Origin of the sequence: Flavobacterium anhuiense, from assembly GCF_004151235.1 — a bacterium.
Taxonomy (GTDB): Bacteria; Bacteroidota; Bacteroidia; order Flavobacteriales; family Flavobacteriaceae; genus Flavobacterium; species Flavobacterium anhuiense_A.
Genome location: NZ_JUIV01000019.1, coordinates 65965 through 78804 on the forward strand (window position 1 = coordinate 65965; position 12840 = coordinate 78804).

Below are 12840 nucleotides of genomic sequence, written 5' to 3' on the forward strand. Positions count from 1 at the left end.
AATTAAACGGGTATTTTCTCGATTAAAATTTCATGTTCCGATTTGTCAAAATAAGTGCAAGTCATTTCAACTATATCAACACGCCATTTTGCAATTCCAGCTTGTGCACAGTGATTGCAGAAAGTCATATAATCAGTTTCGCCATGCTGGTGTTTTACTAGATTTTCTATAAAAAGTTCTTTGTTCGGAAAATCCGCAACTTTTATTTCAGGATATTTTTCCTCGGCTGCAGCTGTGTAATTGTTTAATCCGTAGTAAACAACACTTCCGTCATGCACAAAAGTGTCATAACCTTTAACACCAAGGATTATTAAATCTTGAATATAATTTGGAAAATCTGCACCAGTTTTTACTTTTGAATGGGCTTCTTTTATTTGATCTATTGTAAACATAATTTTAATTTTAGATTGTTGATTTTAGATTTTAGATTTCGCCACAAATTATTCGAATTTTTTATTTAAAGATTTCAGAAAATTAATTCGTGTAAATTCGTGTAATTTGTGGAGGAAAAAAAAATATCATTTCAAAAATACGATTAATGATTTTATAAACGAATCAAAAGATTCGATATGTGGCAAATGTCCTGTATTTGGAATCTCCACGAGTTTTGCATTCGGAATTGCTTTTTGAGTTTTCTTGCCCAATTCAGCATAATTTCCCATTGTTTTTCTCACTTCTTCAGAAACCAATGGTTTTCCCAAAGCAGTTTTGTCTCTCGTTCCGATAATCAATAATGTTGGACATTTAATATTTTTAAATTCATATAAAACAGGTTGTGTAAAAATCATATCGTACAAAAGAGCCGAATTCCAAGCTACAAGATCATAATCTGGAGCCGTTGTCCAGCCTGCGCCAAGTTCAGCCCATTTTTGATAATCTGCATTCCATTTTCCGTCATAATAATTTGCCATTTGATATTGCTTGATGCTTTCATAATTCTGTTTCAATTCCGATTCGTACCACCAGTCAACAGGTTTGTAAGGAACTACTAATTTCCAGTCTTCTAAACCAATTGGGTTTTCTAAAACTAGTTTTTCTGTGATTTCCGGATACATCAGTGCAAAGCGCGTTGCCAGCATTCCGCCCATCGAATGTCCTAAAACTGTTGTTTTACTAATTCCTAAATGATCTAAGAGTTTTTTGGTATTTTCTGCTAATTGCTGAAAAGTGTATTGAAAATGATCTGGCTTTGTCGATTTTCCGAAACCAATTTGGTCTGGAACAATTACACGATAACCTTCTTTTGTAAGCGCTTTAATTGTGGTTTCCCAATAAGCGCCGTTGAAATTTTTTCCGTGCAGTAAAACAATGTTTTTTTGATTGTAGTTTTCTGGAATGATATCCATATAACTCATTTTCAAGTATTGGCGCTGATTGCTCAATTCGATAAAATGAACAGGAAAAGGATATTCATAATTGCTTAAATTAATATCTAGTAGTTTCATATTTCCTTGCTGGCCAATACTTAATAAAGGAATTAGTATAAATAATAGTTTCAGGATTTTCATTTTGGAGGCTTTTATTTTTATGATTTATAAAGTTAAACCGAACCATTTTTAAAACAAAGCTTAAAATCTTAAAGTTATCAGAAAAAAAAGCTTTTAAATGGTTTCATTGTTTTTAATGTCAATAATCGATGATTTATTGAAATTTTATCGATTAAATGATGCTGATTATGAAAATAATGTATTTTAACGAATAATGTAGCACTTCAGAGGACTTCTTTTATTAATAGGAAAAATGAATGTAATTTAGTATCAGAATGTTGTAAGCCTTAAATATTAGTATTATGAAAAAGACAATACTTTTGCTCCTGCTAACAGTCCCCACATTTGCCCAAGAACTCAATACTTTTGATTTCGCCGTTATAAACTCAACCTTAATTTCTGCAAATATAGACCTTGATAAAGGCCGGAGCGTTGTCGCGGCAAATCAAGACCAGTATTCAGCTTATTTTCAGTATGCTCTTACGATGTGTGAAGACGATATTATTTTTGGTGCTGGAATCGACAAGTCTGAAATCGATCGTACTTATGTTGGTTACATCGGTAAAATTTGCGATAAATTTAGAGCCACAATCGGCATAGGATATGTCGATTCTAGAAGCGGTTACGAAGGAACTTTTACAGGTTTTAGCATCTCATGGCATTTTTCTGAAAATACCTATATCGGCGGAAATTTAGAAAATCTGCATTCGTCAATAATTGACTATGAAACCGATGAAAGTTTTGATTACTATAAAAAACTGGTTCCCAAAGTTTTTGGAAGTTATGAAATTATCCCACATGTGATTGCTTTTGGACAATTGAGTTCGAGAGTAAATGATATTGCTTTAAAATATCAGGTTCGCCGATTTTCAGCTGGAGGATTTTATTCTGGGCATTCAGTAGGTGGGATTTTCGGAACTGTCAATGTCGGACGATTTGCCTTTTCCTGCAGTACCACTTTTGAAAGGGTAAACTTCGGATTAAAGTTTGAATAACGAAATTAAAAATAAAAGTTTGTTGAGAAAAAAATCCCAAAGGCAATGTCAGCAATTGTCTTTGGGATTTTTTATAAGTTTATGACATCGTCGGTTTATAACCCAACAAAATCGTCGCTTTTAGGGAAAATACTCAAAGCTTCAATCGCTATTTCTGGGGTAGGAGAAGCCAATTTTCTAAGTTTGGTATCCATCCAAGCTCCGTCTACTGTAATCGTTGCGCAAAGCGTATCATCTTCTCTTCTAAATTCGTGAATGATAGACCAACGTGAAGCATCGGCTTTCATTTTTGAAGTTTTAGTATGAATGAATATTTTGTCTGAAAGTTTTAATTCTTTTCTGAAAACGCATTCTTCTCTAAATAAAACAGGTCCAAAACCTTGTGTCTGCATTACTTTTAGAGTTAATCCCAATTCTTCAAGGATTTCGATACGATGTTGTGCGCCAAAATCATAATAAGCACTGTGACGAACGTGAAAATTTGGGTCTAAATCTGACCAGCGGAAAGATATTTCTTTTACAAATGAAGCCATTTTATAATTGTAATTTAATGAGAAATCGAAATTACAAATAAAAAACAAACGAATATCATAAAATTACTATGCATGCATATTTTTTTATTGTTTTTGAAATTTCCATCATCTTGTAAAATACTTTATGCTCTTTCGACTAGACAATTATAACATCCTGGTCTTGCATTATGAATGTGGATGTAATCTATTTTTTCGTTTTCAAAAGTTTTGATGATGCTTTCTTTGAGAGTATTTCCTTCAACTACAGACGCTTCTTTCATCATGCCATTTTTGTCATAACCACGCAACGAAAGTAATCTGTGATTGAGCATACGCGGAATCTCGTTTGTTTCGAAAGTGGCTGTAGTGGCATTTTTTCGTATAAAAATTGGTCCGCTTGCTTGATAAGGCGACGTAGTTTTATGATGATTGTATGGCAAAAGAATAACTTCTTCACCCATTTGAGCATCTTCTAGACTTACTCTACAAGGAAATCCTGGAAATTTATCGACAGTCATTCTGATTGCGCCGATTTTTTCTAGTTCTAGATCTGTTAATTCGAAGTAGTCTGAAAATTCAGTATGATTTAAAGACTTGATTTTAAAATTTGCTTCCATAATTTTTTTTTATACAAAAATCATACTTGTTAGGAAGCAAAAAAATCCAAATCTTGCTATGTTTTATAATTCAATTTTTGATAATTCAACTTCAAGCTTGTCAAAGTTCTCTTCGTTTTTATCAACTACGTAAGGTTTTAATTTTTGGCATTCCGCTTCCGTTTCAAAAAGCATTTTAAAAACTACTTTGGTTTGGTTTTCAGCAATAGTTTCAAATGTTGTTAGGATTTGAAAAAGCGGTTTAGAATGACGTTTCCATGCAATAAGATTGGGTCTGTCTATTTTGATGAATTCACATTCGTTTTCAAAATTCCCTCTCTCAGGACCGTGCATGGTGAATTTCCATATTCCGCCTTCGCGAAAATCAAATTCATGAAATGTATTGGTAAAGCCTTTTGGTCCCCACCAATTTTTTAAATGCTCAGGATTGCTCCATGCTTTAAAAACAAGTTCTTGCGGGAAATTCAAAATTCGTGTTGTCACAATTTCTGAATCTGGTGTTGTAGAAAGAATATCTGAAGTCATTTTTTCTGTTTTAGTGTTTGTAACGTATTAATATACTTAGATATAATTTAAATGTTTACAGATTCAATAACCGATGAAATAGTAATATCATCGGCATTTAAAGATTCTAAAAAATCTGAAGCTTCAAACACTTCGCCCATTGTGGTCACACCAGTTTTATTTATTCGTCCTGATAGTATTCTGTTGATTGCTTCGACAACCAGTGGGGCTGTAACGGCATAAATATCCTGACCTTTAGCAGTAATGCTTCTTGTTGTATTTTGATTGGAAGCGGTTACTTCTATAGTAAATTGCTGAGACGATCTGTTTTTTTTATCGACAGGTTTAGGTTCAGGCGTGTTTTCATTTCTTAGCTCTTCGAGAGAATTTTGACTTAGATAAGTGGTAATATTTTTCACATTCAAATGACGAGAAATAGTAATGATTTCTGAAAGGGGCAGGGCTATAATTTCCTTAACTCCTATAGGTTTTTTGAAATCCCACTTTATCGCTGGCTTTGCTTCAAATTCCTGTAAAAGTTTATCTTTAAAAATGAGTCTTTTGTAATGGTTTCGTTCGCCTGTCAATCGAGTTCCTTTTGTAGGATGCCAAGAGTCAAGTCCAATATAGATGTTTATTTCTTCAGTTTCGTTCCAGTCATTGGTTATTGCTGTACTCAACAAATCGCCAAGTCCGCCGTAAAATGCGGCAGCAGGAATAATAAGGATTTGATCTTTTCTTGCCTGTTCAGAAAATTGTTCAAATATATCTAGTACCGGTTTTTGTTCAGCAGTTAAATCAATATAATGGCTTCCTAAACGCAAAGCCGATTTTATAATAGGCTCAGCCGTGTCGAGATAAGGACCAGCACAGTTTACAATAATTTTTGCATTAGAAAAAGCATTGTCAAGTGAAGCAGCATCATGTATATCGGCTGCTTTTATTGCCGCATCTGGATATTGTTTTTGGAGTGTTTTTAGTTTTTGTTCATCTCTTCCGGAAAGTACAATATTTTTATAACCTTGTCTGTAAAGTTCAGAAACGATAAATTTCCCAGTATGGCCATACGCACCATAAATTGCAATATTTTCTTTCATGTTGTTTTCTAGTTTCTTGGAAATAGTTTTTTTAACGTATTTGTTTATAGTGGTTTAAAAAACTATGAAGGTAATGAAAATAAAGAAAGGATAAAGTTGAATTTGTTTTTTTATGCTTTATGGATTAGAATCGATTTTGTTTTGCTCTGCTTTTTCGTTTATTTTTTTAACGATCCAAGGAAGAGTCAATCCTTGTCCAATCAAAGTTAGGAGCACGACAGCAACAGAAATAAATATGATAGCATTTCGAAGCGGAAAAGGAGTTCCGTCTTCTAAGTTTTTTGGTAATCCGATTGCTATCGCTAAGGATACAATACCGCGCATTCCAGACCAGCTTATGATTAAACTGTTACCAAAATCCAGAAGGGCGTGTTCGCTTACTCTTCTTTTTCCATTTTTACTTTTCTGAAATGCCTTTTGTAAATTGATTTTCTGCAAATAAACCCTCGCCATTCGGACTAATAACGCGACAATTGTAATAATTGCAGCATAACCAATGTATGGAAGAATCATTTCGTTATCAATGTCTTTCAAAATATAACGAAAATTAAGTCCAATGAGAATAAAGATTAATCCGTTTAGAAGAAATATGATTACATCCCACAAACCTTTCGATTGATTTTTAAGGCTTTCAGGAAATATTTTTTTGCTGAATCGTGAAATAGCCAATCCGAGAATTACGACAGCAATTACGCCTGAAACATGCAGATGTTCAGCTACAAGGTAAGTAACAAAAGGCATTAAAAGCATAAAACTGATGGTTACTTCGGGCTTCTTTTGCACTCGTTTTAAGATAAATGCAAGAATTTTAGACATTACAAATCCAACCAAAAAACCGCCACCAAGCAATAAAATAAATTCTAGAGCTGCTTTCCAAATTATAAAAGCCGCTCCCATTACGGCTGCTACTGCAAAACGATAAGCAACTAAGGCCGAAGCATCGTTAATTAAACTTTCCCCTTCTAAAATGGTAATGGTTTTATGCGATATTTTAAGTCCTTTTGTAATGTTTATTGCGGCAACGGCATCTGTAGCCGAAAGTATTGCGCCCAAGACAAATGCCAATGGCCATGTCATTTCTGGAATTAGGTAATAAGCCACAACAGCAATTGCAATAGTGGTAAGGAAAACAAGCCAAATTGCCAAAGTGGTTATAGTATGGATATTGGTTTTAAAATCTCTTGACGAAATATTGAAAGAAGCATCGTATAACAAAGGAGGAAGAAATAGCAGGAAAATAATTTCGGGATTGATTTCAATTTCTGCCATTGTTGGAATAAAGCCAATTTCAACTCCAACTATAACCAAAAGAATAGGATAGGGGATTTTTAATTTATCTGCAAAAGCTGATAGTCCTATTACGATGGCAAGTATAAAGATGATAATGCTGTAGTTTTCCATTCTCCTTTAATTGGTGTTTAAGCTAGTAATCCGCTTTCGTTCAGGTGTTTAAAAATAATTTTATCAACTTCAGATATAATGTCCAGATCTTTATAGTTTAACCATTTAATTTCTTCAATTTCATTGCTTTCCTGTGGAACTCCGTTATAGTCGGCTTTGTAGCAGGTCATCTTTACGATAATTCCTTTAGCGGCTCCATCTGATTGAGCTTTGAAAGTTCCAATATACTCTACCGATTTTGGTATAATTTCTACATTTAATTCTTCTTGGATTTCTCTAACTAAAGTTTGCTCATCTGTTTCGTTATTTTCTCTTTTCCCGCCAGGAATGTAATATTTATTCTTTCCTTTTGATCTTGTGCTTAAAATTTGACCGTTCTCAATTTTAATTAATGCGATTTTATCAATTTCAATCATTGTGTTTTTTTTAACTATATATTTTTTTTAGGCTTTTATTTCTGTGGGTGTCTTTTTCTATTGTACATCAATTTGTATTCTTCGGTTCTATTTTTGTATTTTCTTTTATTCATTATTCTAAAATAAAAAAGGTACATCAAGGGAACTGCAACGACTACCATTAACATTAAAAAGTCAAATATTCCATAATAGGAATTAATTTTTTCGCCATTTACAATTAATATTTTTGAGTTCGTGTTTCCTGCGTATAAATTTTTAGAAACTATTTTGTCTCCAATATTAATCGTGTAGCTTAATCTTTCGTATGGTGTCAAATATAAAACATTCTTATTGTTGTTGATTTCATATTCGAATCCATGTAATGTTCCGCCCTTATTATAATTCGAAACTAAATTTACTTTGGTAACTGTTCCTGTTACAATATCACTTTTATCAAAATGCTTTACATTATGATAGGTAGTTGAAAGAGAAATAATGAAAAGAAGTAAAGCTATCAGATTGATAATAAAAATTGCAATGTGTCTCTTCATTTTTTAAAAAATATTAAATGCTTTTCGTAAACTTCTCGTTAGCTTAATTTGTGATAAAATTATATGAAATCGTTTAAAATCACTCAAGTATATGTTATGGATGTCACTTGATATTTATTTTCAAATATATTATTTTTTACTAGTGATCATCAAAGAGATTTTAATTTGTATGGTTATTTATTAAATTTTATAAATCAAGTAAGCTGTAAAGGAATAGGAGAAAAAGTCAGTGTTAGCTCATTAATAATGACATAATTGTGTTGTTGTGCCATATCTGTCATGTCTTAAAAATGTCATGTTGTCAGATGATTATTGGTGTGCCAAAAGTAAAACTGACAATTTACATTGGTTTTTTATATTGGCACAAAGATTGACTTATGCCACCTGAGTTATTAAAATAAAATCAAAAATTAAATATATAAAAAATGGGTAAAATAATCGGAATTGACTTAGGTACGACGAACTCTTGTGTTTCTGTAATGGAAGGTAACGAAGCAGTTGTTATCCCTAACGCAGAAGGAAAAAGAACTACACCATCTATCATCGCTTTTGTTGAAGGTGGAGAAATTAAAGTAGGTGATCCTGCAAAAAGACAAGCAGTAACGAATCCTACAAAAACGATTGCTTCTATTAAACGTTTCATGGGACACACTTTTGCTGAAACTGAAGGTGAAGCAAAAAGAGTTCCTTACAAAGTGGTAAAAGGTGACAACAATACTCCACGTGTGGATATTGACGGTCGTTTATACACTGCTCAAGAATTGTCTGCAATGACACTTCAAAAAATGAAAAAAACTGCTGAAGACTATTTAGGTCAAACAGTAACTGAGGCAGTTATTACAGTTCCTGCATACTTTAACGATGCTCAGCGTCAAGCTACAAAAGAAGCTGGTGAAATCGCTGGTCTTAAAGTTATGCGTATCATCAACGAGCCAACTGCTGCTGCACTTGCTTACGGATTAGATAAAAAAGGAAATGACCAAAAAATTGCTGTTTACGATTTAGGTGGAGGTACTTTTGATATCTCTGTTCTTGAATTAGGAGACGGTGTATTTGAAGTATTATCTACAAACGGTGATACTCACTTAGGTGGTGATGATTTTGACCAAGTTATCATTGACTGGTTAGCTGACGAATTCAAATCTGAAGAAGGTATTGATTTACGTTTAGATCCAATGTCATTACAGCGTTTGAAAGAAGCTGCTGAGAAAGCTAAGATTGAATTATCTTCTTCTGCAGAGACTGAGGTAAACTTACCTTACGTAACTGCTACTGCTTCTGGACCAAAACACTTAGTGAAAAAATTAACTAGAGCTAAATTTGAGCAATTATCAGATGCATTAGTAAAACGTTCTATGGAGCCAGTTGCTAAAGCATTAAAAGATGCAGGTTTATCTACATCTGATATCGACGAAGTAATCCTTGTTGGAGGTTCTACTCGTATGCCAAGAATCGCTGACGAAGTTGAAAAATTCTTCGGTAAAAAAGCTTCTAAAGGTGTTAACCCTGATGAGGTTGTGGCTATTGGAGCTGCTATTCAAGGTGGAGTTTTATCTGGAGATGTAAAAGATGTATTGTTACTTGACGTAACGCCTCTTTCTTTAGGTATCGAAACTATGGGTGGTGTATTGACTAAATTAATCGAGTCTAACACAACTATCCCAACTAAAAAATCTCAAGTATTCTCTACTGCTGCTGATTCTCAACCATCTGTTGAAATCCACGTATTACAAGGAGAAAGAGCTATGGCTGCTGATAACAAAACTATCGGTCGTTTCCACTTAGATGGTATTCCACCAGCACCAAGAGGAGTTCCTCAAATCGAAGTAACTTTCGATATCGATGCTAATGGTATCATCAAAGTTTCTGCAACTGATAAAGGAACTGGAAAATCTCACGATATCCGTATCGAAGCTTCTTCTGGATTAACAGCTGAAGAAATCGAAAAAATGAAAAAAGATGCTGAAGCTAACGCTGATGCTGACAGAATTGCAAAAGAAAGAGCTGAGAAATTAAACGAAGCTGATAGTACTATCTTCCAAACTGAATCTCAATTGAAAGAGTTAGGAGATAAATTAACAGACGAGCAAAAAACAGCTATCGAATACGCTTTAACTGAATTGAGAATGGCTCACCAATCTCAAGATCTTGACGCAATCCAAAAAGGATTAGACAATGTAAATGCAGCTTGGAAAACAGCTACAGAAGCAATGTACGCGCAAGGAGGTGAAGGACAACAAGCTGCTCCACAACAAGAGCAGTCTTCTGGAGACAATGTTGAAGACGTTGAATTCGAAGAGGTAAAATAATTCTTTAGTATTAAGTAATTAGTACAAAGTATTAAGATAGAAAACCGAGTCAGAAATGACTCGGTTTTTTGTTATATTTACATTGTAATTACAAAATAGAAAATGGAAAAGTTGATTGTTAAAAATTTCGGACCAATAAAAGAAGCTGAAATAGATTTGACTAAATATGTTGTGTTTATTGGAGATACTTCTACTGGGAAAAGTGTTTTGGCAAAGTTGATAACGATCTTTAGGGATAATGATTTAACTTTTGGTGCTGACAGAATAGAAGAGTTCCATAAATTATTAGGTCATTATAATATTGATTTTGACCTTGAGGAATGTTCATTTGAATATATTCATGATAATTTACGTATTACGATGTCTAAAAAGGATTTGGAATCGCGTAAAAGTAAATTTTTAATTACTCCAACGAATGAGACAAAAAAAAATATTAAAAAAGATTCGTTAATAGAACTTAATAATAAAATAAATGAGATTTTAGATAACGAAAATAATCAATATGAAGATAAATTTGTTGACGATTTTAAAAAAATGATCAAACAAATTATAAATACTGATAAATCGCTTCATTCATTGCCAATATATATACCAGCTGAAAGAATTTTAGTTTCTATGCTTAGTTCATCTATATCTGGTTTATGGGCAAATAATGTTGCTTTGCCTAATTGTTTTAAGGATTTTTCTGCTAGATATGAAGTTGCAAGAAGAGAAATAAAAGAGCTTTATTTCGAATTGTTTGGGATTAATTTTAAATGGGATAATGAACTAGAGTATGTGAAAATTGAAGAAAAAGAGTATTCTTTATCTAAAACATCAAGTGGAATTCAATCTTTACTTCCATTATTGTTAGTTTTAGAATATGAAATTAATTATGCAGATAATGGACAAGTTAAGACTATTTTAATCGAAGAGCCAGAACTTAATCTTTTCCCTGTTAAACAAAAAAACTTAATTAATTATTTAATAGAAAAAATAAAAGAAACAAAAAATAATTTAGTAATCACCACTCATAGTCCTTATATTCTTTCTTCGTTAGATACTTTAATGCTTGCAAAAAACGCTTTTGATGAACATCCTGATTTAAAAGAAGAAATAAATGCGATTGTTTCTGAAGATAAGTGGATTGATTATAATGAAATTTCCGTTTATGAAGTACGAAATGATGGAAAAGTTTATTCCATTAAAAACGAAGAATTCCGTAGTATAGATACAAATGCGATTGATGGAGTTTCAGATGTTATATCTGAGGAATTTGATAAATTAACAGAGTTACGATATGCACAATAATTTTGATGAATTGATTGAAGCTCATCAAGGTTGTTGTACAAAAAGTAAAGTGGCTTCTGAAAATGGAAAAAGATTTGAAATTGATTCTAAAGAAGATTTTACAAGAATAAGGATAGATGATTGTTTAATCGCTTCGAAACAAGTTCAGAAATGTGATTTTGGATTTGTTAGACATTTAAACAACGATTTTTATTTTGTAGAATTAAAAGGAAAAGATGTTAAGATTGCTTTAGATCAAATAATTAGCACAATAAGTATTTTTGAGTCTACAATAATAAGAATTCCAAAAGATAAAAGGTTTGGATTTATTATTAGTTCTAGAAATCCTTTATCAAGTACAGAAATTAATAATTTAAAACAAGCTTTTGCTAAAAGATATGGAAGACTTTTGGAGATTAAAAGTAGAGAATTTAAATATATTCCAAAATAAACCGAGCCAGAAATGACTCGGTTTTTTTGTTTTTGCCAATTACTGTAGAGACGCGCTACAGTGCGTATAAGTCTAGGTTTTCCACAAACTGATAATTGTCATTTCCTGTTCAAATTCTTTTTCGTAATATTACTATTGTAAATTTTCGTGAATGAGAAAGATTAAATACAAGAAGGGACGTAAGCTGCAACACATTACTTTAGAGTATACTGGCACGCATAAAGAACATGAAACAGAGATGCAACTTTTTGTATATAATGACGCAGATGTTGTCGAATATGATAAGTTTACCGTCTTGGCTTTAAATTCTTGCTTTGATTATACAAAAAACAATTGGCTTAATATTCATGGACTTAATGACATTGATCTCATTAAGACGATCGGCACACATTTTAAATTAGACGATTTCCTGCTTGCCGATATTTTAAACACTACAAAAAGAACAAAACTAGAAGACCAGCAAGACATTCTATTCTTCAATATAAAATCACTTCTTCCTTCCGAATATTCAGATAATATTAGTGTAGAACAATTAAGTTTTATTCTAAAGGATAGAATCTTAATTTCCTTTCAAGAAAAGCGTAGCGACTTCTTTACCCACATTCGAGAGCGTTTACGTACGCATGCAGGAATCGTTAGAACCAAAAAGGTAGATTATCTCTTGTATTTGCTTTTGGACGCTGTAATGGAAAATTTCTACATTACATTGGAAGATGAAGAAGATAAAATCGAAGACTTAATCAATTTGACTAAAAAAGATGCAAAACCCGTTATTTTGGAGAAAATTGAAAATCATCGTGATAACTTAAATTTTCTTAAACGTTCCATAGTGCCGCTTCGAGATTCGCTTTATTACCTGAAAACGAAAAAAGACGACGATGACGATAATGGGTTAATTCAAAAAGAAACTTTCAATTTCTTTATTAGACTGCATCAAAAAAGTTTGGAGCTTTTAGATCAGATAGAATCAGATATGAGCGCTTTAGAAAGTGCTTCTAATTTTTATTTTTCGGAACAAAGCCGAAAAATGAACGAAATCATGAAAACGCTGACGATCATTTCAGCCATATTTATTCCGCTTACTTTTATAGTTGGAGTATACGGAATGAACTTTGAAAACATGCCAGAGCTCAAAACGCAAAATGGCTATTTTATAGTCATGGGTGTAATGTTCTTGTTGGTAATTGCCCTGATCATCTATTTCAAAAAACGACGCTGGTTTTAGTGTTCTTTTATATTTGAAAAATTTGAT

General features: G+C 32.6%; 14 protein-coding genes. 5 read left to right on the forward strand and 9 right to left on the reverse strand.

Features of this window, described 5'->3' with window-relative positions; translation table 11 throughout:
• Positions 1–2 precede the first annotated feature (2 nt).
• Positions 3–392 carry a DUF1398 domain-containing protein gene (locus tag NU08_RS18665; protein WP_129748603.1) on the reverse strand — a complete coding sequence of 130 codons (390 nt, stop codon included), beginning with the start codon at positions 390–392 and terminating at the stop codon, positions 3–5.
• Positions 393–518: 126 nt separating this feature from the next.
• Positions 519–1508 (reverse strand): alpha/beta fold hydrolase, encoded by a 990-nt coding sequence (locus NU08_RS18670; RefSeq protein WP_129748604.1) that lies wholly within the window; start codon positions 1506–1508, stop codon positions 519–521.
• Between the two features lie 281 nt (positions 1509–1789).
• Here NU08_RS18670 and NU08_RS22400 point away from each other — a divergent pair, with 281 nt between their 5' ends.
• Positions 1790–2482 carry a hypothetical protein gene (locus NU08_RS22400; protein ID WP_165352485.1) on the forward strand — a complete coding sequence of 231 codons (693 nt, stop codon included), beginning with the start codon at positions 1790–1792 and terminating at the stop codon, positions 2480–2482.
• A 95-nt stretch (positions 2483–2577) separates the two neighbouring features.
• On the opposite strand, the gene NU08_RS18680 is transcribed toward NU08_RS22400, so the two are convergent.
• The 7 genes from NU08_RS18680 to NU08_RS18710 all read right to left on the reverse strand — a co-directional run bounded on the left by NU08_RS18680 (position 2578) and on the right by NU08_RS18710 (position 7559).
• Positions 2578–3015, reverse strand: a complete 438-nt coding sequence (locus NU08_RS18680; RefSeq protein WP_008462813.1) for an acyl-CoA thioesterase — start codon at positions 3013–3015, stop codon at positions 2578–2580.
• A 122-nt stretch (positions 3016–3137) separates the two neighbouring features.
• Positions 3138–3611 (reverse strand): DUF1203 domain-containing protein, encoded by a 474-nt coding sequence (locus tag NU08_RS18685; RefSeq protein WP_129748605.1) that lies wholly within the window; start codon positions 3609–3611, stop codon positions 3138–3140.
• Positions 3612–3674: 63 nt separating this feature from the next.
• On the reverse strand, positions 3675–4136 hold the full coding sequence (locus NU08_RS18690; protein WP_129748606.1) for an SRPBCC family protein: 462 nt from the start codon (positions 4134–4136) through the stop codon (positions 3675–3677).
• Between the two features lie 47 nt (positions 4137–4183).
• Positions 4184–5260 (reverse strand): saccharopine dehydrogenase family protein, encoded by a 1077-nt coding sequence (locus tag NU08_RS18695; RefSeq protein ID WP_317126373.1) that lies wholly within the window; start codon positions 5258–5260, stop codon positions 4184–4186.
• Between the two features lie 69 nt (positions 5261–5329).
• Positions 5330–6613, reverse strand: coding sequence for a Na+/H+ antiporter (locus tag NU08_RS18700; RefSeq protein WP_129748608.1), 1284 nt, complete (start codon positions 6611–6613; stop codon positions 5330–5332).
• 17 nt (positions 6614–6630) lie between these two features.
• A complete protein-coding gene (locus NU08_RS18705; RefSeq protein ID WP_129748609.1) occupies positions 6631–7029 on the reverse strand; it encodes an NUDIX hydrolase in 399 nt (132 codons plus the stop codon).
• 35 nt (positions 7030–7064) lie between these two features.
• Positions 7065–7559: a hypothetical protein gene (locus NU08_RS18710; protein WP_129748610.1), complete on the reverse strand. Its 495-nt coding sequence runs from the start codon at positions 7557–7559 to the stop codon at positions 7065–7067.
• A 425-nt stretch (positions 7560–7984) separates the two neighbouring features.
• Between NU08_RS18710 and dnaK the strand changes: the two genes are divergently transcribed.
• The 4 genes from dnaK (at position 7985) to corA (ending at position 12813) form a co-directional block, all read left to right on the forward strand.
• On the forward strand, positions 7985–9868 hold the full coding sequence (gene dnaK / locus NU08_RS18715; protein ID WP_129748611.1) for a molecular chaperone DnaK: 1884 nt from the start codon (positions 7985–7987) through the stop codon (positions 9866–9868).
• Positions 9869–9970: 102 nt separating this feature from the next.
• Positions 9971–11158: an AAA family ATPase gene (locus NU08_RS18720; RefSeq protein WP_129748612.1), complete on the forward strand. Its 1188-nt coding sequence runs from the start codon at positions 9971–9973 to the stop codon at positions 11156–11158.
• The gene (locus NU08_RS18725) at positions 11148–11588 is read left to right on the forward strand and encodes a hypothetical protein (protein ID WP_129748613.1); all 441 of its coding nucleotides are present in this window, start codon (positions 11148–11150) and stop codon (positions 11586–11588) included. Before NU08_RS18720 ends, NU08_RS18725 begins: the two co-directional genes overlap by 11 nt.
• Before the next feature lie 151 nt (positions 11589–11739).
• Positions 11740–12813: a magnesium/cobalt transporter CorA gene (gene corA, locus NU08_RS18730; protein WP_129748614.1), complete on the forward strand. Its 1074-nt coding sequence runs from the start codon at positions 11740–11742 to the stop codon at positions 12811–12813.
• The last annotated feature ends 27 nt before the right edge of the window (positions 12814–12840 follow it).

Excerpts from the sequence above, each read along its gene's own strand:
- NU08_RS18665 (WP_129748603.1), bottom strand. The coding sequence starts at position 392 with ATGTTTACAATAGATCAAATAAAAGAAGCCCATTCAAAAGTAAAAACT.
- NU08_RS18670 (WP_129748604.1), bottom strand. The coding sequence starts at position 1,508 with ATGAAAATCCTGAAACTATTATTTATACTAATTCCTTTATTAAGTATT.
- NU08_RS22400 (WP_165352485.1), top strand. The coding sequence starts at position 1,790 with ATGAAAAAGACAATACTTTTGCTCCTGCTAACAGTCCCCACATTTGCC.
- NU08_RS18680 (WP_008462813.1), bottom strand. The coding sequence starts at position 3,015 with ATGGCTTCATTTGTAAAAGAAATATCTTTCCGCTGGTCAGATTTAGAC.
- NU08_RS18685 (WP_129748605.1), bottom strand. The coding sequence starts at position 3,611 with ATGGAAGCAAATTTTAAAATCAAGTCTTTAAATCATACTGAATTTTCA.
- NU08_RS18690 (WP_129748606.1), bottom strand. The coding sequence starts at position 4,136 with ATGACTTCAGATATTCTTTCTACAACACCAGATTCAGAAATTGTGACA.
- NU08_RS18700 (WP_129748608.1), bottom strand. The coding sequence starts at position 6,613 with ATGGAAAACTACAGCATTATCATCTTTATACTTGCCATCGTAATAGGA.
- NU08_RS18705 (WP_129748609.1), bottom strand. The coding sequence starts at position 7,029 with ATGATTGAAATTGATAAAATCGCATTAATTAAAATTGAGAACGGTCAA.
- NU08_RS18710 (WP_129748610.1), bottom strand. The coding sequence starts at position 7,559 with ATGAAGAGACACATTGCAATTTTTATTATCAATCTGATAGCTTTACTT.
- dnaK (WP_129748611.1), top strand. The coding sequence starts at position 7,985 with ATGGGTAAAATAATCGGAATTGACTTAGGTACGACGAACTCTTGTGTT.
- NU08_RS18720 (WP_129748612.1), top strand. The coding sequence starts at position 9,971 with ATGGAAAAGTTGATTGTTAAAAATTTCGGACCAATAAAAGAAGCTGAA.
- NU08_RS18725 (WP_129748613.1), top strand. The coding sequence starts at position 11,148 with ATGCACAATAATTTTGATGAATTGATTGAAGCTCATCAAGGTTGTTGT.
- corA (WP_129748614.1), top strand. The coding sequence starts at position 11,740 with ATGAGAAAGATTAAATACAAGAAGGGACGTAAGCTGCAACACATTACT.